Origin of the sequence: Streptomyces sp. SKN60, assembly GCF_026236535.1 — a bacterium.
In the GTDB taxonomy this organism is placed as follows: Bacteria; Actinomycetota; Actinomycetes; order Streptomycetales; family Streptomycetaceae; genus Streptomyces.
Genome location: NZ_JAHTMW010000008.1, coordinates 192767 through 209903, shown reverse-complemented (window position 1 = coordinate 209903; position 17137 = coordinate 192767). Strand labels below are relative to the sequence as shown.

Annotated in this window: 15 protein-coding genes and 3 pseudogenes; 11 read left to right on the top strand and 7 right to left on the bottom strand. The window is 69.9% G+C overall.

Going from position 1 to position 17137, the window contains the following annotated elements:
* Positions 1–5 precede the first annotated feature (5 nt).
* From KV205_RS15765 to KV205_RS15755, 3 genes and pseudogenes are all read right to left on the bottom strand, one after another.
* Positions 6–146, bottom strand: a pseudogene (locus KV205_RS15765) (MarR family transcriptional regulator); the annotation flags it as partial.
* 39 nt (positions 147–185) lie between these two features.
* Positions 186–1058, bottom strand: a complete 873-nt coding sequence (locus KV205_RS15760) for an LLM class F420-dependent oxidoreductase (protein ID WP_265864984.1) — start codon at positions 1056–1058, stop codon at positions 186–188.
* A 10-nt stretch (positions 1059–1068) separates the two neighbouring features.
* Positions 1069–1659 (bottom strand): TetR/AcrR family transcriptional regulator, encoded by a 591-nt coding sequence (locus KV205_RS15755; protein ID WP_265864983.1) that lies wholly within the window; start codon positions 1657–1659, stop codon positions 1069–1071.
* 96 nt (positions 1660–1755) lie between these two features.
* Here KV205_RS15755 and KV205_RS15750 point away from each other — a divergent pair, with 96 nt between their 5' ends.
* The 3 genes from KV205_RS15750 (at position 1756) to KV205_RS15740 (ending at position 4040) form a co-directional block, all read left to right on the top strand.
* A complete protein-coding gene (locus tag KV205_RS15750; protein ID WP_265864982.1) occupies positions 1756–2766 on the top strand; it encodes an NAD(P)-dependent alcohol dehydrogenase in 1011 nt (336 codons plus the stop codon).
* A 38-nt stretch (positions 2767–2804) separates the two neighbouring features.
* Positions 2805–3197, top strand: a complete 393-nt coding sequence (locus tag KV205_RS15745) for a nuclear transport factor 2 family protein (protein WP_265864981.1) — start codon at positions 2805–2807, stop codon at positions 3195–3197.
* Between the two features lie 93 nt (positions 3198–3290).
* Positions 3291–4040 (top strand): glucose 1-dehydrogenase, encoded by a 750-nt coding sequence (locus KV205_RS15740; RefSeq protein WP_265864980.1) that lies wholly within the window; start codon positions 3291–3293, stop codon positions 4038–4040.
* A 115-nt stretch (positions 4041–4155) separates the two neighbouring features.
* Here KV205_RS15740 and KV205_RS15735 read toward each other — a convergent pair whose 3' ends face one another.
* Positions 4156–5112, bottom strand: coding sequence for a LysR family transcriptional regulator (locus KV205_RS15735; protein WP_265864979.1), 957 nt, complete (start codon positions 5110–5112; stop codon positions 4156–4158).
* Positions 5113–5235: 123 nt separating this feature from the next.
* On the opposite strand from KV205_RS15735, the gene KV205_RS15730 reads away from it, so the two are divergent.
* The 3 genes from KV205_RS15730 to KV205_RS15720 all read left to right on the top strand — a co-directional run bounded on the left by KV205_RS15730 (position 5236) and on the right by KV205_RS15720 (position 8336).
* Positions 5236–5931, top strand: a complete 696-nt coding sequence (locus KV205_RS15730) for a type 1 glutamine amidotransferase domain-containing protein (protein ID WP_265864978.1) — start codon at positions 5236–5238, stop codon at positions 5929–5931.
* A gap of 164 nt (positions 5932–6095) precedes the next feature.
* Positions 6096–7469: an MFS transporter gene (locus tag KV205_RS15725; RefSeq protein WP_374214675.1), complete on the top strand. Its 1374-nt coding sequence runs from the start codon at positions 6096–6098 to the stop codon at positions 7467–7469.
* Positions 7470–7550: 81 nt separating this feature from the next.
* Positions 7551–8336, top strand: coding sequence for an SDR family NAD(P)-dependent oxidoreductase (locus KV205_RS15720; protein WP_265864977.1), 786 nt, complete (start codon positions 7551–7553; stop codon positions 8334–8336).
* A gap of 261 nt (positions 8337–8597) precedes the next feature.
* Here KV205_RS15720 and KV205_RS15715 read toward each other — a convergent pair whose 3' ends face one another.
* Positions 8598–9056, bottom strand: a complete 459-nt coding sequence (locus tag KV205_RS15715; protein WP_265864976.1) for a MarR family winged helix-turn-helix transcriptional regulator — start codon at positions 9054–9056, stop codon at positions 8598–8600.
* A gap of 161 nt (positions 9057–9217) precedes the next feature.
* Here KV205_RS15715 and KV205_RS15710 point away from each other — a divergent pair, with 161 nt between their 5' ends.
* Positions 9218–10183, top strand: a complete 966-nt coding sequence (locus KV205_RS15710) for an alpha/beta hydrolase (protein WP_265864975.1) — start codon at positions 9218–9220, stop codon at positions 10181–10183.
* Positions 10184–10734: 551 nt separating this feature from the next.
* Here KV205_RS15710 and KV205_RS15705 read toward each other — a convergent pair.
* Complete coding sequence (locus KV205_RS15705; protein WP_265864974.1) at positions 10735–12864, bottom strand: MFS transporter; 2130 nt, start codon at positions 12862–12864, stop codon at positions 10735–10737.
* 140 nt (positions 12865–13004) lie between these two features.
* Between KV205_RS15705 and KV205_RS15700 the strand changes: the two genes are divergently transcribed.
* Positions 13005–13592 carry an XRE family transcriptional regulator gene (locus KV205_RS15700; RefSeq protein ID WP_265864973.1) on the top strand — a complete coding sequence of 196 codons (588 nt, stop codon included), beginning with the start codon at positions 13005–13007 and terminating at the stop codon, positions 13590–13592.
* 286 nt (positions 13593–13878) lie between these two features.
* Here KV205_RS15700 and KV205_RS15695 read toward each other — a convergent pair.
* Positions 13879–14612 (bottom strand): annotated as a pseudogene (locus KV205_RS15695) (IS5 family transposase); the annotation flags it as partial.
* 260 nt (positions 14613–14872) lie between these two features.
* On the opposite strand from KV205_RS15695, the gene KV205_RS15690 reads away from it, so the two are divergent.
* From KV205_RS15690 to KV205_RS15680, 3 genes and pseudogenes are all read left to right on the top strand, one after another.
* Entirely contained in the window at positions 14873–15418 is a 546-nt protein-coding gene (locus KV205_RS15690; RefSeq protein ID WP_265864972.1) for an SRPBCC family protein, read from the top strand.
* A gap of 279 nt (positions 15419–15697) precedes the next feature.
* Positions 15698–16255 (top strand): annotated as a pseudogene (locus KV205_RS36540) (MFS transporter); the annotation flags it as partial.
* 223 nt (positions 16256–16478) lie between these two features.
* The gene (locus KV205_RS15680) at positions 16479–17090 is read left to right on the top strand and encodes an MFS transporter (protein WP_306806319.1); all 612 of its coding nucleotides are present in this window, start codon (positions 16479–16481) and stop codon (positions 17088–17090) included.
* Positions 17091–17137: the final 47 nt, after the last annotated feature.

The window sequence follows — 17137 nt, the reverse complement described above, 5'->3', positions numbered from 1 at the left end:
GCGACTCAGCGCAACCAGGGCAGATCCGCACCCGCCTCGCACGGCTGAAGTCCCTCGGCGACGATCTTCGTGATCTCGCCGAGGGACTTCTGCTGTTCGGGGCTGAGCCGGTCGAAGAGCGCCTGCCGCACGACCGACAGCATCCCCGACCTCCACCAGAGCGATGACACGTGCCGGGAGACGGTTCACAGATCGCGGAGCTTGGGCAGGACCTGCTCTCCGACGCGGGCTGTCCAGTCGGCGGGGGCGGGGCCGGAGGGGTTGACCCAGACCTGTTGGACGCCGAGTTCGGCGTACTCCCGCATGGCGGCCAGGAAGGCGTCGATGTCGGCGAGGGGGTCGAAGTGCCCGATGATGGTCTTCTTGATCTCGGCGGGGTCCCGACCCTCGGTGTCGCAGTGGCGGGCGAGGACGTCGAGCTTGTGGGCGACCTCGCCAGGGTCGAAGGCGAACAGGTTGCAGGCGTCCGCGTAGCGTGCGACCAGGCGCAGCGTCTTCTTCTCGCCCATGCCCCCGATCACGATGGGCGGTCCCGCCTGCTGGACAGGGGCCGGTGAGCAGATCGTTTCAGCGAGCCGGTAGTGGAGCCCGGTGTACGGGCCGGTGTCGTCGCCCCACATCTGCCGGCAGATCTGCAGGGTTTCTTCCAGGCGCTCAAAGCGTTCGGGTACGGGTGGGAAGGGGACGCCGAGGCCGCGGTGCTCGCGTTCGTACCAGGCGGCTCCGATGCCCAGCATCGCGCGGCCGCCGGAGAGTACGTCCAGGGTGGCGACGGTCTTGGCCAGCAGGCCGGGGTGGCGGTAGGTGACGCCGGTGACCAGCAGCCCCAGGGACAGGTGCTGGGTCTGGGCGGCGAGGAAGCCGAGGGTGGTGTAGCCCTCGAGCATGGGGTCGAAGGCGGTGGTTCCGGGTTGTTCCATCTGGAACCAGTGGTCCATCAGCGTCAGCGCCGAGAAGCCCGCCTCGTCGGCGGCGCGGGCGGTGGCGCTCAGTACGGAAGGCAGCGCCTGGGGGCCGCCGGGGACGTCGAACCTGGGCAGATGCAGCGCAATATCCATATTCCTCGGGTCACTTCCCGGTCGGGTGTGAGTCGGGGGTGATGACTCTGCGGACGGCTTCGACCAGGGCGGCCCGGTGGGTGGCCAGGCGGTCGGCCGAGGTGGGGTCGGCGCCGTCGGCGGCCAAGAGGTCGACCGGGCTGATCAGCCAGCTGGCCGCCATGCCCTGGACGAGAACGAGCAGGTCGGTCGCCGGCAGGCCGCTCGGGTGCGCGGAGCCGTGCTGCCCGGCCATGGCCTGCACCTTCGAGGTGTAGACGTCGGCCGCGTCCGGTCCGATGGCGGGGCGTTCCAGCTGGCGCCACAGGCTCAGCCGCAGCGCCTCGGGGTGGGTCAGCAGATGATCGAACATCCGGCCGGCGTAGCCGGGCAGGTCGTCCTCGGTGACCGGGACCTCGGCGATCAGCGTTCCGATCACATGGTGGAGGACGGCACTGAACAGGCCCTCCTTGTTGCCGAAGTAGACATAGATCATCCGCTTGTTCGCCGCGGCGACTTCGGAGATCCGGTCGATGCGGGCCCCTGCGAAGCCTCGTGCGGAGAACTCCTCCACAGCGGCGTCAAGGATCTTCCTGCGCGTGGCAGCGGCGTCTCGTGACATGACCCCACCTTAAGTAACTAACCAGTTATTGACAATCTCGGCGATCGGGTGTCTGCTAGTAACTACCCAGTTAGTTACCTATGGAAGGAAGAACCGATGAAGCGCTGGATACTCCCGGCAGACGTGACCGATGCGGCGAAGCTGGTGCTCGAGGAGGTGCCGGTGCCGGTGCCGGGGCCCGGCGAGGTGCGCATTCGCGTCCGGGCGATCTCGATGAACTACCGCGACCAGCTGATTCTGAAGGGGCCGTTCGGGCGGCTGCCGGGCCGTGACCTGGTCCCGCTCTCGGACGTCGCCGGTGAGATCGATGCCGTCGGCCCGCAGGTCGAGCAGTGGCGTGTCGGCGACCGGGTCACCAACCTGCACGTGCTCGACTGGAGCGACGGCCGTCCGCCTGCCGCGATGGGCCTGGGTCTGGGCGCGCTGGAGGAGGACGGAGTGCTCGCCGAGTACGTCGTCCTGCCCGCCGAGCGCGTCATGAAGGCGCCGGCGCACCTCGACCACGCGGAGGCCGCAACCCTGCCCGTGGCCGCGCTGACCGCCTGGAACGCCCTCTTCGGCGACCATCCGGTCACCGCGGGCAGCACCGCCCTGATCATCGGCAGCGGCGGCGTGTCGCTGTTCGCCCTGCAGCTCGCCCGCGCCGCCGGCGCCCGCGTGTACGCGGCCGTCCGGGAGGACGCGACGGGCGAGGCCCTGGTCCGGCTCGGTGTCGACGGCTTCGTGAACAACGCCAGCGAACCCCAGTGGGGCCAGGCGGTGTTCGAGCTGTCCGGCGGCGTGGACAAGGTGGTCGACATCGTCGGCGTATCGATCATGTCCCAGGCCCTGGCCGCGCTCGCGCCCGGCGGCGAGGTCGCCACCCTCGGACTGTTCGACGTGGCGGGCCAGCCGCTTGACGGGTACGCCCTGCTCGGCAAGCAGGCGCGCATCCGTGGTGTCGCGGTCGGCAGCCGAGCCATGCACGACGACCTCGTGCACTTCGTCGAGACCCACGACATCCACCCGGTGATCGACCGGCGGATCGACTTCCTCGACGCCCCGGCTGCCTACACCACTCAGACCTCCGCCGGACTGTTCGGCAAGGTCGTCATCGAACTCGGCTGAGCCGGCCCCATACCGGCGCGGCAGAACGGAAGCCTTTCATGGCCAACTTCGACAAGGTGCGCATCAACCAGCTCAGCGACCAGGGACTCGCCTGGTTCGCCGAGGTGCTGCGGGTCATCGAGACCCTGGACGCCAATGCGTACGTCGCCCTGATGGCGCCGGACGTACGCCTCGTCCTGGACAACGGCACCGTCACCCTTGAGGGCCACGACGCCGTGCGCACGGCTCTCGCGCAGGGGTGGCAACAGCTCACCGGCATCGTCCACGACGAACTGAACCTCTACGGCACCGATCACCACTTCGTGCACGAGGCCACCAACACCTTCACCTTCGCTGACGGCACGAGCACCACCGTGGCCTCCACGGTCTGGATCGACCGCGACGAGCACGGTCGGCTGGCCGGGGCGCGCGTCTACAGCAACCCCGCCTGATCCACGCGGTGGGTGGCAGCCGTCCACGAGAACGGCTGCCACCCGCCGCTCCAGGGCAGTTCAACACCGCATCCGACTACAGGAGCGTCAGACATGACCAAGCTCAACGGAAGAGTCGCCATCGTTACCGGAGCCGGCAAGGGCATCGGTGCGGGCATCGCGGCCGGGCTGGCGGCCGCCGGAGCGGCAGTGGCGGTCAACTACGCCCACGACGCCGCAGCCGCCGACGCCGTCGTCGACAAGATCCGCAAGGCCGGTGGCCGTGCCATCGCCGTCCAGGCGGACGTCGCCCGACCTGACGATGTCTCCGCCCTTTTCGCCACCACCCGTGACGCGTTCGGCCCCGTCGACATCCTCGTCAACAACGCGGGGGTCTTCCGCTTCGGACCGCTGGAGTCCATCACCGTGGCCGAGTTCCACCGCCACTTCGACACCAATGTCCTGGGCACGCTGCTCGCGACCCGGGAGTTCGCCGGGCAGCGCGAGGCCGACGGCGGCAGCGTCATCAACATCACCAGTGTCGGCGTGTCCTTCGCCCAGCCCAACGCCTCCCTGTACACCGCGACCAAGACGTCCCTGCTCGGCATCACTCGCACCCTGAGCGTCGAACTCGCACCACGGCGCATCCGCGTCAACGCCATCGCCGCAGGCCTCGCCGACACCGAAGGCGTCCGGGCCACCGGTCTGATCGGCACCGACGCCGAACGCGCGCTCGTCGCCCAGATTCCTCTGGGCCGCATCGGCGTTCCCGAGGACATCGGCCCCGTCGCAGCCTTCCTGGCGTCCGAAGACGCCCGGTGGATCACCGGCGACACGCTCTTCGCCACCGGCGGCCAGTACTAGTGTCCTGAGTCAGGAAACCGCGCGCAGGGCCTGCTCTTGCTGGGAGACGTCGCCTTGGGCCGGCGAGTGGGCGGGTCGTCAGGGTCGCGATGGCGGGAGTGGAAACCGGCTGCGGTCACCATGACTGCGCGGCGCGCAGGAGGCATTCCCGTACGGCCGTGACCGGAGGGCGGAGCAGGGCGCCTGTCCGCTGGACCAGGAAGCCGGTGTTGATGGGCGGGTCCTCGGGGGACAGCAGTGTGACGAGCGCCCCCGAGGCGAGGTCGTCCTCGCACAGGTAGCGCGGCAGGACCGTCACGCCCGAACCGGCGGCGACAGAAGACCGCACCCCGCGCAGGTCCGGGACGACGACGGCGGGTCGCGCGGACAGGCGCGCCCGGAAGACGTGGCGCCAGTACCGGCGCAGCAGCGGCAGGTCCTCGGCGTACGCGACGAGCGGGACGTCCCGGAGCGGCCCCGGGTCGTCGCAGGTGAGCGGTCCGATCCGTCCGGCCCAGGCCGGTGCCGCGACGAGGACGAACTCCTCGTCCATGAGCGGGACCGCGGCCATGGTGCGGCCCCGGGGGCGTATGGCGGACAGGACCAGGTCGAAACGCCCGGCCTGAAGGCCGTCGAGGAGTTCGTCGGCCAGGCCGGTGGTGACACGGAGCTGGATGCCGCCCACCGTCAGCGGGGCGAGGGCGGGCAGTGCCCGTACCGCCAGCATCTCGGCGGGACCGGCCAGATGCACCGGTTCGGAAAACGCCTGCGCACCAGGCCGTCCCCGGTCTGCGACAGCGGCCAGCGCGTCGAGCGGGGCGGCGATCTCTCCGGCCAGCGCATCGGCCACCGTTGTCGGGGCCACACCCCTGGGCAGGCGCTCGAAGAGCTGGCGGCCCAGTTGCGCCTCCAGGGCCTGTACCTGCGCGCTCACGGTGGGCTGCGAGATGCCCAGCTCCCGGGCTGCGGTGGTCAACGAGCCGGCCCGGTGCACGGCCAAGAAGGTCCGCAACAGTCCCAGGTCCAGGGACCCTTTGCCGGTCGGGCGGGGGTTGGGACCAGCCTCGGAGCCATCGAACTTCTGTTGGGTCATATCGGCTTCCCTATTGGTTTTCTGATGGATCTGCGACCTAGTGTCGTTGACGTCCCGCCGCCGGTCCACCGGCGGCCCGTTCCCCACCCGGGCACTCCGGGACCTCGAGAAAGCACATGTGACATGTCTGAGATCCTCATGGTGATCACCGGCGCCGACCATCTGACGATGGCCGACGGCACCAAGCACCCCACCGGCTACTGGGCCGAGGAATTCCTGGCGCCCTACCGCGCCTTCACCGAGGCCGGGTACCGGGTGTCTGTCGCCACGCCGGGCGGCGCCGCTCCCACCGTCGACCCCGCCAGCATCCGGCCCGAGGTCAATGGCGGCCCAGAGGGTGCCGCCGCGGTCGCGGTCGCGCTGGACGCCGCCGCCGAACTTCGCCGACCGCTCGACCTGGCCGACATCGATCCCTCCCGTTACGCGGCGGTCTTCTACGTGGGCGGACACGGCCCGATGCAGGACCTTGCGCAGAACGCCGACTCCGCCCGGCTGCTGCGCACCACGCTGGACGCGGGCACGCCGCTCGGCCTGGTGTGCCACGGTGTCGCGGCACTGCTCGCCACCGAAGAGGAGGACGGTGCCTGGCCCTTCACCGGCTACCGGCTCACCGGCTTCAGCGCGGCCGAGGAGCAGCAGACCGGTCTCGCCGACGGGCTGCCCTGGCTGCTGCAGAACCGTGTGGTGGCCCTGGGCGCCGACTATTCCGCGGCCGAGCCCTGGGCACCGTACGTGGTCGTGGACCGCAGCCTGCACACCGGGCAGAACCCCGCTTCCTCCGCATCGCTGGCCCACGCTCTGCTCAAGACCATCGGCTGAACCGCCGGCCCGGGCACTCCCCAACACAGAAAAGCCTCTTCATGACAGCGCCGCTCCAAGATCATGGGCTGAACCCCGGGCCCGGTCACTCCCCGCCCCGCCGGCGCCCGCGCGGCGGCCGGGGGCTCGTCCCGGCCCTGGGGCTGGGCGCCATGGTCGTATCGATGATGCAGACGCTGCTGGTACCGATCCTCGGCATCATCCAACGGGACCTGCACGCCTCGGCAGCCGACGTCAGCTGGCTGACCACCGCCACCCTGCTGTCCGCCGCCGTCTGTACACCGCTGCTCGGCAGGATGGGAGACCAATACGGCAGGCGGCCCGTCCTGCTCGGCGTGCTGTCCGTCACCGTTGCGGGATCCGCGCTGGCCGCCCTCGCTGACAGCCTGCCCCTGCTGATCGCGGGACGGGTCCTGCAGGGGGCGTCAACGGCCGTCTTCCCGCTCGCGCAAGCGGTGCTGCGCGAGCAACTGCCCGCCCGACACCTCCCCGCGGCCATGGGGACGGTCAGCGGCACCCTCGCATTCGGAACCGGCCTGGCGCTGGTAGGCGCGGGCCTCCTCACCCGGGGGGACGCACCCGACTACCACCGCGTCTTGTGGCTGGCGACGGCCGTTTCCGTGCTGAGCCTGGTGGCGATCGCGGTATTCGTTCCCGCCTCCAGTGCGGCGAGCGGCGGACACACGGACTGGCGAGGTGCCGCGGCACTGACCGTCACGCTCGTCCTGCTGCTGCTCCCGATATCACGGGGCACCGTGTGGGGCTGGACCTCCGGCTGGACGCTGGGGTGCCTGGCCGCAAGCGGTGCAGCCGCAACCATCTGGGTACGGGTGGAGCAGTCCGTGCCGGCTCCCCTGGTCGACATGCGCGTACTCGTCCGCAGGCCGGTGTTCTTCGCCAACCTCGCGGGGCTGCTGCTGGGTTTCGCGATGTTCTCGCAGTTCATCCTCGTGTCGGCACTGGTGCAGGTCCCGCCGTCCGCCGGCTACGGCTTCGGTGCCTCCGCCCTCGGCGCCTCACTCCAGTATCTGCTGCCGTCCTCGCTGGTCTCCTTGGTGGCCGCACAACTGGCCGGCACCCTGATGCGTCGCACCGGGCCGCGACGAACCCTCGCCCTGGGTGCGGTCACGGGTGTCGTCGGGTTCGCGTTGCTCGCGGTCTGGCACAGCAGCAGTGCGGCGGTCCTCGGCTCCGGCATGCTCGTCGGCGTCGCGATCGCGTTCGGCTTCGCCGCGGTGCCGGCTGTCCTGCTGGCCGCGGTGCCGCCGGAGCAGACCGCAGTGGCCAACAGTGTCAATTCCGTGGCCCGCTCGGTGGGCAGCGCGGTGGCCAGCGCCCTGGTGGCCACACTCGTCGCAACGGCAGGTCGGGGCCATCTGCCCGCCGACTCCCGCTTCACGACGTGCTTCACCGTCGCCGGCGCCGCGTTCGCTTTGATCGCTCTCTTCGCACGCTTCGGCATGGCCGCGCCCCCTGGCGACCACAGACAGGCGGGCGCTCCCGAAGCCGCGAGCGAGCCGGGTGCCTGCCCGACCTGAACGGCCCGCTAGGCCCCCTACTCCCCATCCCCTCATGCGCGGGCGGCACAGGCTGCCGCCCACGCCCGAAAGGTGAATCACATGGCAACGATCCTGATCACTGGCGCCTCCGACGGGCTCGGCCGTGCCCTGGCGGAGGACTTGGCCGCCGACGGCCGGCACACGCTGCTGCTGCACGGCCGCAACAAGGCCCGGCTCGCCGGCGTCGCGGAGGCCACCGGTGGCGTGGCCTACCAGGCGGACTTCTCGTCGCTGGACGAAGTCCGGCGCCTCGCCTCCGAGGTCGCCGCTGCGCACGACCGGCTGGATGTGCTCGTCAACAACGCCGGCGTCGGCTTCCACGTCGAGGGCACCGAACGGCTGACCTCCAAGGACGGCCACGAACTGCGCCTGGCCGTCAACTACCTGGCCCCGGTGGCACTCTCCCGGGCACTCCTGCCGCTGCTGCGCCGCGCCGCACCCTCGCGCATCGTCAACGTCGCCTCCATGGGACAGCAGCCGGTGGACCTCGACGATCTCCAACTCACTCGCGATTACACAGACGTCGCTGCCTACTGCCGTTCCAAGCTGGCGCTGATCTGCCACAGCCTGGACCTCGCCCAGGAACTCTCCGGAAGCGGCGTCACCGTCAACAGCCTGCACCCCGCGGCGTTCATGCCGACCACCATGTCCCAGAACTCCGGCATGGACTTCGTCGACTCACTCGAGCAAGGGGTGGCCGCTACCCGGCGCCTGGTCGACGCTCCCGAGCTGGCCGGAGTGACCGGGCGGTACTTCGACGGCCTTCAGGAAGCCCGGGCGGCAGCCGAGGCTTACGACGCCGAATACCGGCGCCGCCTGGCCGCGATCACCGAGCCGCTGCTCTGACGGGCGTGGACCGGACCCACTGACGAAGACGGCGGCATGGAAGAAACCGGCCGCGCTCGGAACACGCGGTACATGCCGACCGGCGCGGGTACGGTCTCACGGCAACCGAACAGCTCGTGGAGATACCGGGCGTCACCGTCGGCATCCGCGATGACGTGCTGGGCCGTGAAGCCGTGACGCTGATCCCCTACGGGCCGACAGGCGATCAGATCGCGACTCAGGTCTGGGGACGGAGAGCGCGACGCCACCGCGACCAGTGGGTCAGTTGCCGTTGACGTTCGCGGTGAGCAGGCGGAGCAGGTGTTTGGCAGTGGTGTCCTGCTCGGGGGTCAGGCCCATGGCCTCGCCGATGGCCACAGGGACGGTGCGGGCCTTCTCGCGGAGATCCGCACCGGCCTGGGTGAGGCTTATCGCGATGGAGCGTTCGTCGTCGGAGCGCCGCTCACGGCAGATCAGGCCGCCGGCTTCCAGACGCTTGAGCAGAGGGGAGAGGGTGCTGGACTCCAACTGGAGCGCGGTGCCCAGCTCGCGGACGGAGACCGAGTCGTGATCCCACAGCGCCAGCATGACCAGGTACTGCGGGTAGGTCAGTCCCAGCTCCTCCAGCAGCGGCCGGTAGCGCATGGTGACCGACCGCGTGGCGGCGTACAGGGCGAAGCACAGCTGGTCCTGGAGCAGCAGCGAGCCCTGTTCTGCGGCGCGGCGCGCAGCCTGGTCCATGCCCGGGTCCTAACGTCGAATGAGCGGAACTCCACCCTACCATTCTGGGCGCGCGCGACCATTTTGGGCTCGATTAAGTTGTGCACGACTTAATCGTGCGCTACCTTTCTGTCGTATCACCCGCCGGACGACCGGCCGACACGCCCCACGAGGAGTCCCCCATGTCCGAGACCACCATCAGCCCGGTGCTGGAGCCGGCCGCCGCCGCCTTCGCCGAGGCCACTGCGAACCCGCCGTACCTCTTCGACCTCGGTCCGGCCGAGGGCCGCAAGACCGTCGACGAGGTGCAGTCCGGTGAGATCAGCAAGCCGGAGATCGCCGAGGAGTGGGTGACCGTCCAGGGCGGCCCCACCGGATCGGTCCGGGCCCGCATCATCCGGCCTGCCGACGCCGAAGGGACGCTTCCGGTGATCGTCTACATCCACGGCGCCGGCTGGGTCTTCGGCAACGCCCACACACACGACCGGCTGGTGCGCGAACTGGCCGTCGGCGCCCGGGCGGCCGTCGTCTTCCCCGAGTACGACCTGTCCCCCGAGGCCCGCTACCCGGTCGCTATCGAGCAGAACTACGCCGTCGCCCAGTGGATCGTCCGAGAGGGCGCGGCCAACGGCCTGGACGCCACCCGGATCGCGGTGGCCGGCGACTCCGTCGGCGGCAACATGTCAGCCGCGCTGACCCTGATGGCCAAGGAGCGCGGCGACGTACCGCTGGTACAGCAGGTGCTGTTCTACCCGGTCACTGACGCGGCCTTCGACACCCCGTCCTACCGTCAGTTCGCGGAGGGGTACTTCCTGCGCCGCGACGCCATGCAGTGGTTCTGGGACCAGTACACCACCGACGAGAACCAGCGAGCCGAGATCACCGCCTCACCGCTGCGCGCCACCACCGACCAGCTGCGGGGCCTGCCCCCGGCTCTGGTCATCACCGGCGAGGCCGACGTGCTGCGCGACGAGGGCGAGGCATACGCGAACAAGCTCCGTCAGGCCGGTGTCCCGGTCACCGCCGTGCGCTACCAGGGCATCATCCACGACTTCGTCATGCTCAACGCCCTGCGCGACACCCACGCCGCCGAAGCCGCCATCAACCTGGCCGTCGCCACCTTGCGCAAGGCCCTCGGCACCGCGTAACCCAGCCATCCCCCAGTCAGCGGCCCGGGCGGTACAGCTGCCCGGGCCGCAGAATCCCCTGCCGGCGCAGCAGGGCCCGCTTCAGAGCCGCCCCACGCCTGCGCGAGCGGGATGGACGCCTGATAGGGGTCCCCGCAGTTCTCGCCGAAAAACCAACGCTAAGCGGCTGCGGTTCAGTTCAGCTCAGCTCAGCTCAGCTCAGAGAGTGAATCAGGGCAGCCGCCGCGGGGGTTGGCGGCCGGGTCACTGGCCGAGGGCGCTGACGCGGTTCTCGTACTCGCGGCGGGCCTTGCGCTGTGTCGGGATGGCCAGGGTGCCGTCGAGCGGCCGGCAGTGGGCGAGGAGACGTGGCAGCCCTTGGCGTCGGTGAGGCCGCCGAGTTCGACACGCGGATGCCTCATCGCCTGGTGAGCGGCACGGGCGAAGTCGCCGAGGTGCTGGGATTGTTCAGCCGGGATGGCGGGTCGCTCCGGGCCTGGGCTTTTCGAACGTACGAGAGCAGGCCCTGGGTGGCGCCGCTGGTTGCGGCGCCACCAGGGCCTGCTGTCGCATCAGGATGCGCGGCGCAGAGCGATGACGTTTTCAGTGACGGTGGCCTGCTGTCCGCCTGGTCCGGTGGCGGTGCGTTCAGGAGCGTGGCAGCGCTCGGCCGTCCAGGAATCGTCCAGCTCCAGTGAGGCCCGTACCTCCTCCGGGCCGGGGAAGTGCACGTCCTTGCCGGCTTGCCAGGACCAGGGGGCGATGGAGGCGTGCTCCACGATGATCAGTAGTCCGCCGGGGGCGACGGCCGCCGCGGCGCGGCGCAGTACCTTGCCGCGGTCGATGTCGAGGGGGGTGTGGAAGTAGCTGGCGTTGACCAAGTCGAAGTGGCCTTCGGGAAAGTCGTGGGCAAGGTCGTGGCGGGCGGGGTGCACGCGTTCGGCCACGCCGCGAGCGCGGGCTCCGGTGGTCACGCGCTGCAGGGCGGTGGGTGAGACGTCGACGGCGGTGACGTCGAAGCCTCGGGTGGCGAGCCAGATGGCGTCGCCCCCATGTCCGCAGCCCAGGTCCAGCGCGGTTCCAGGTGCGGGCGCGAGGGTCGTGACGAGTTCTTCGAGGACAGCGTTGGGCTGGGTGCCCCACTGGTTGGACAGGCGAACGTAGTGGTTCTCCCAGAAGGCTGCGGAGTCACTGCCGACAATCATGAGGGACTCTCTTTCGGAGGGGGCGTGGACAGGGGCGTCGGTGGGGACATCGCTGCTGCCGTGCTTCTTGATCAGCAGGGTGATCGCGGCGAGCGCGAGAGCGAACGCGACAGCGCTGGCTATGAACGCCACGCGGTAGCCGTGCACGTACCCATGCAGTTGGACTGCCCAGGGGACGGGCTTCACGTGGTCCGCGAAGAAGCCGGCGAGGGCGGAGACGTAGAGGGTGTTGAGCAGTGCGGGACCAATGGCGCCGCCGATCTGCTGGGTGGTACTGATCGTGGCGCTGGCCACCCCGGTGTCGGAGGGGTTGATGCCCGCCAGCGCAATGTTCGGCAGGGCGACGAAGAAGACGCCCAGACCGAGGCCGGTGAGGATCATCCCGGGCAGCACGACCGGCAGGTAACCTCCGGTGGCCTTGACCATCACCAGCCACAGCGTGCCGATCAGAGCGACCGCGGTGCCGGACGCCATCAGCCGCTTGGGGCCGATCTTGGGCACCAGGGGAGCGCCGAACGTGGCGGCGGCGATGATGCCGGCACTGAAAGGGAGGAAGGCCAGTCCGGCGTGGAGTGGTCGGTAGCCGAGGTTGACCTGCAGGTAGTAGGTCAGGAACAGCATGAGCCCGAACATGCCCGCCCCGATGAGCAGGGAAGCCAAGAACGCGCCGCCGCGGTCACGGTCCAGTACGACGCGCAGGGGAAGCAGCGGGTGGCTGGTACGGCGCTCTACGGCAACGAACGCAACAAGAAGAATCAGGCCAGCGGCCAGCAGGATCCAGGTCAGTGCGCTGGACCAGCCCTCTTCGGCGGCGTGGGTGAAACCCCAGACCAGAGCGACCAGCCCGGTAGTGACCAGCACCGCCCCGGGAATGTCATAGCGGCGTTCGCCTTCCGCCCGGCTTTCGCGGACGGTCGGGATAGCGGCCAGGGCTGCGGCCAGGGCGATGGGGGCGTTGACGAACAGGCACCACCGCCAGTTCGTGTACTCGGTCAGCACGCCGCCGGCAATCAGGCCGACAGCACCGCCCGCACCCTGCAGCGCACCGTAGACGCCGAACGCCTTGGCCCGCTCGCGGCCGTCGGTGAAGGTGACCGCGATCAACGACAGGGCGGCCGGCGCGAGGAGCGCGGCGAAGACGCCCTGGAGCGCGCGCCCCGCGAACAGCGTGGCGCCGTCGGGTGCGACACCGGCCACCATGGAGGCGACGGCGAAGCCGACCAAACCGATCATGAAGCTGCGCTTGCGGCCCACGAAGTCGACGACTCGCCCGCCCAGCAACAGCAGACCGCCGAACGCCAGCGCGTAGGCGGTGACCGCCCACTGCCGGTTCGCGTCGCTGATGCCCAGCTCGGCCTGGGCCTTCGGTAGGGCGATGTTGATGACGGAGGCATCGAGCACCACCGTCAGCGTCGCCACCGAGATCACCGTCAGGGCCAGCCAGCGCCGCGGGTCGAGCGCCGGGCTTCGGCCCGCCGTATCGGTCGATGCAGTCATCACTGTCCAATTCAAGGCCCTGAGCTGGGCTGTGGTTGTTGGGAGGCAGGGGCCGCTCCGTGTGCGGTCCGGTGTCCACGACGATGCACTTGAGCATGCTGCAGTTGCAAAACTGGATGCTGTTTTGGCAACCTGGATACGTGGACGAGCAGAGACGACGCGACGTGCTGTCAGCAGTAGGACCCCGGCTGCGGGAACTGCGCCGCCGCAGATCCCTGACGCTGGCCGACCTGGCGGAACAGACCGGGGTCAACGAGAGCACGCTCTCGCGCCTGGAGAGCGGGTCGCGCAAGCCGACCCTGGAACTACTGCTCCCGCTCGCCGAGCTCTACGACGTCCCCCTGGACCAGCTCGTCGGCGCACCACGTACCGGCGACCCACGCATCCACCTGCGCCCGGTGAACCGCAACGGCATGACGTATGTCCCGCTGAGCCACCCCGGTGGAGTCCAGGCCCACAAACTGCTGATCCCGCCGAAGCCGGAACGCGAGCCGGAACGCGAGCCGGAGCTGCGCACCCATGGTGGCTTCGAGTGGCTGTACGTCCTGGCCGGGCGGCTACGCCTGATCCTGGGCGATCAGTCCCTGGTCCTCAAAGCCGGGGAAGCGGCCGAATTCGACACGCATGTGCCGCACTGGCTCGGCGCGGACGGCGACCAGACCGTGGAACTGCTCGTGCTGTTCGGACACCAGGGAGAGCGGGCCCACCTCAAGGTCCGCACCACCTGACCGCCCCGCACAACCTGCTGACGGACGCTTCAGGCGCCCGCGCCGGCGTCGGGACCGTGCACCCGCTGCCGCAGCCACCGGCACACCGGCGAACACATCCGAGACATTGCCCGCGGCCCACACCCCTTCGACGCCGGTGAACCCTGAGGGATCGGCCTGGACCTGCTCACCCGTACCCGAGGGATGCTCGACAACGCTGAGCCCCAGCCCGCCGAGGAAGCCGGCGCGCGCCACGAACCGAGGGGCGACCACCAGGTTGCGCACCGGGACAAGATTTGCCGGAGGCCAGCCGGACGCCCGCCAGCCGGTCTTCGCCGTCGATGTGCAGGAAGGACTGGGCGGTCCTGTCGTACCGGGTGGCAATGCCCCGCCGCTGCTTCAAGCGGTTGAAGCTGCGTTCCACGACGTTGCGGTGTTTGTAGACCTCGCGGTCGAAGGCCGGCGGGCGGCCGCCTCGGCTGCCTCGCCGGGCCCGGTTGCGGACCTGGTCGGCCCGCTCGGGAATCGTGTGCGAGATCCCGTGGCGACGGAGCCAGACGCGGATCGCTTTCGAGCTGTAGCCCTTGTCACCCAGGACGTGATCGGGCCGGACCCGGGGTCGCCCGGGTCCGATCCGGGGCACTCGGATCGCTTCCATCACAGCGGTGAACCGGGTGCAGTCGTTGGCGTTGCCGCCCGTCAGGGCGAAGGCGAGCGGACGGCCCGCCCATCACAGGCCAGGCGAATCTTGCTGGTCAGGCCGCCTCTGGACCGGCCGAGGGCCGGGTCCCGGAGCCCCCTTTGTCGAACCCCGGCCGCGTGCTGGTGGGCGCGGACGATCGTGGAGTCGACCGACACCAGCCACTCGATGTCGCCCGCCGCGTCCGCCTTCGCCTGCGCGGTCCGCAGCATCCGGTCGAACGTCCCGTCCGCCGCCCACCTGACCCTGCGGTCGTCCAGCCGCTTCCGCCCCCGCAGCGACTCGGGCAGCAATGGCCGGACGAACTCCCACTCGGCATCCGACAGTTCATGGCGACGTATCACCACGCCATGATCCACCAGCGGTGATCATTTCGAAGACACCCCCTAGGCAAGGCAGTTGACGCCCACGAAGAGGAGTGGTTGACTACTCACATCATCGAGAGGCAACAGGGAGTCAAAGCTCCTCGCTAACCAGCTTCTTCATACAGGAAGCCCACGCTCATCCACTGAAGTGCGACCACTTGCGCAGCTAGTGAGTGAATAACCACACTCACGACTTTCGTCGGGGCCATCCTCCAGATCACCCAAAGGAAAAAGCCATGCTCACCACCGTCACCGCACTCCTTGCCGCGCTGCCCCTGGCCATCGGAAACGCAGGGTCCGCACCGATCGGCATCGATGAGGCGGCCCCGGTCATCACCCGGGACGACATCGTCATCCACGCCCCGCTGGAGCGGGTCTGGCACGTCCAGACCGACGTCGAGAACTGGCCAGCCTGGCAGCCGAACGTCAGCTCCTCGATCAAGCAGACCCCCGGAAAGCTGCGACCGGGTTCCTCGTGGGTCTGGTCCACCGAAGGGCTGGAGAACATCACCTCAACGGTGAAGCAGGTGCAGCCCAAGCACCGCATCGTCTGGGGCGGACCGGCCCAGGGCATCACCGCCGTCCACGTGTGGACCTTCACCCAGGTCGAGGACGGAGTCCACGTCCACACCGAGGAATCCTGGACAGGCGAGCCCGTCAACGCCAACACCGAATACCTCCAGGGAGCCCTGGACGCCTCGCTGGACCACTGGCTGCACAACCTCAAGCAGCAGTCCGAGCTGAGCAACCCGCCCGGAACGCCGAACGACCGGCGCTCCTGAACGGCATCCGCAGCAACAGGTCCGGCTTCAAGTCCCCGCCGGCTACCGTGCCCCGCCGCCGGTGAAGGCGCCGGCAACGGCAGGGAGCGCGCATCGCACCACCCCGGCCGCCGGTCGCCCGAACCCGGAAACCGACCAGCCCTCCGCAGCCCGCAGCGGCGAGCCTCGGCACGGCGCGCTGTCTGCTCACCGCAGCGACAACCCTGCTGCCGACACCGGGACATCGCCCGCCTTCCAGCGCGACCGCAACAGCCCCGGACAGCATCGCGAAAGGCAATCATGTCCTTCCCCGTCTCCCCATCACGCCCGCACCGCCCAGGGCTCCTCCTCTCCCTCCTGGCCGGCGCGCAGTTCCTCGTCGTGCTCAACACCTCCATCGTGAACGTCGCCCTGCCCGACATAGGCCAGGACCTGAACCTCACGCCGGCCGGTCTGGCCTGGGTCGTCAACGCCTACCTCATCGCCTTCGGAGCCCTGCTGCCCCTGGGCGGCCGCCTCACCGACCTCCTCGGACACCGCACGGCCTTCCTGTCCGGCCTCCTCGTCTTCGCCATCGGCTCCCTGGCCGCGAGCATTCCCTCGGGCGCCGGGCCGCTCATCACCGCCCGGGCGGTCCAGGGAATCGGCGCGGCCCTGCTTTCTCCTGCGGGCCTGGCCATCCTGCTGGCCCACCGGCCGCCGGGCCCCGGCCGCGGCAAGGCCCTGGGCATCTGGGGGGCGTCCTCGGCAGCGGGCGGGGCCGCAGGAGTCCTGCTCAGCGGGGTGCTCACCAGCACCCTGGGGTGGTGGGCCATCTTCGCCGTCAGCGCCCTCGCCGCCCTCCCCTGCCTCGTGGCCACTCCCTTCCTCCTGGCCCGCAGCGAGCGCAAGCGAACGGCCGGACTCGACGTGCCCGGCGCACTCACCGTCACCGCCGGCCTGACCCTCCTCGTCTACGGACTCGGCGCCAAGGGCGCGACCCCGCTGCCCGACTTCGTCCTCCCGGCAGCCGGCCTGCTGCTGCTCTCGGCACTCATGCCGATCGAGCGACGCGCAAGGAACCCCCTGCTCCCCCCCGGCACTGCTGCGCAACCGTTCCCTCGTCACCGGCAACATCCTGATGCTGCTGCTCGGGGCGGTGTGGGTCGCCACGTTCTTCTTCCTCCCCCTCTACCAGCAGAAGGTGCTCGGCTACTCGCCCCTCGAAGCAGGCCTGACCCAACTTCCTCTCGCGGCCGCTCTCATGGCCGCCTCCTGGGGCGCGGGACGCCTGTCGAAGTCCCTCCTGCCCGGCCTGCTCGTACTCGCCGCCGGCCTGCTCTGGCTCGCCCGACTCCCCGTCGACGGCGCGTTCCTGCCCGACCTGCTCGGCCCCTCAGTGCTGATCGGCACCGGCCTGGGCCTGGCCTTCGTACCCCTGACCGCCCTGGGCGTCGCCGGAGCCGAGCCCCGGCACGCCGGTATCGCAGGCGGGCTGATCAACACCTCCAGGCAGGTCGGCGGCGCCCTCGGACTCGCAGTCCTCACCCCCCTAGCAGCCCCGGCCGCCCCGGAACTCGCCGCCCTGGCACACGGCTACCGCCGTGCCCTCGTCGCAGCGGCCCTCATCGCCCTGCTCGCCGCCGCCGCAAGCGCCATCCACCTGCTACGCGGCCGCAGCCGTGCGGCCACACCACTGCCCAGCCGGTCCTGAAACACCGCGGCTCAAGCCGCGTCGCTGCTGAACGCTGGTCACCGCGG

What these genes read in the sequence shown, in the direction of transcription:
- KV205_RS15750 (WP_265864982.1), top strand. Translation starts at nt 1,756, where the DNA reads ATGAAGCGCTGGATACTCCCGGCAGACGTGACCGATGCGGCGAAGCTG.
- KV205_RS15720 (WP_265864977.1), top strand. Translation starts at nt 7,551, where the DNA reads ATGGCAACGATCCTGATCACTGGCGCCTCCGACGGGCTCGGCCGTGCC.
- KV205_RS15755 (WP_265864983.1), bottom strand. Translation starts at nt 1,659, where the DNA reads ATGTCACGAGACGCCGCTGCCACGCGCAGGAAGATCCTTGACGCCGCT.
- KV205_RS15725 (WP_374214675.1), top strand. Translation starts at nt 6,096, where the DNA reads ATGATGCAGACGCTGCTGGTACCGATCCTCGGCATCATCCAACGGGAC.
- KV205_RS15735 (WP_265864979.1), bottom strand. Translation starts at nt 5,112, where the DNA reads ATGACCCAACAGAAGTTCGATGGCTCCGAGGCTGGTCCCAACCCCCGC.
- KV205_RS15745 (WP_265864981.1), top strand. Translation starts at nt 2,805, where the DNA reads ATGGCCAACTTCGACAAGGTGCGCATCAACCAGCTCAGCGACCAGGGA.
- KV205_RS15740 (WP_265864980.1), top strand. Translation starts at nt 3,291, where the DNA reads ATGACCAAGCTCAACGGAAGAGTCGCCATCGTTACCGGAGCCGGCAAG.
- KV205_RS15715 (WP_265864976.1), bottom strand. Translation starts at nt 9,056, where the DNA reads ATGGACCAGGCTGCGCGCCGCGCCGCAGAACAGGGCTCGCTGCTGCTC.
- KV205_RS15730 (WP_265864978.1), top strand. Translation starts at nt 5,236, where the DNA reads ATGTCTGAGATCCTCATGGTGATCACCGGCGCCGACCATCTGACGATG.
- KV205_RS15690 (WP_265864972.1), top strand. Translation starts at nt 14,873, where the DNA reads ATGCTCACCACCGTCACCGCACTCCTTGCCGCGCTGCCCCTGGCCATC.
- KV205_RS15710 (WP_265864975.1), top strand. Translation starts at nt 9,218, where the DNA reads ATGTCCGAGACCACCATCAGCCCGGTGCTGGAGCCGGCCGCCGCCGCC.
- KV205_RS15705 (WP_265864974.1), bottom strand. Translation starts at nt 12,864, where the DNA reads ATGACTGCATCGACCGATACGGCGGGCCGAAGCCCGGCGCTCGACCCG.
- KV205_RS15760 (WP_265864984.1), bottom strand. Translation starts at nt 1,058, where the DNA reads ATGGATATTGCGCTGCATCTGCCCAGGTTCGACGTCCCCGGCGGCCCC.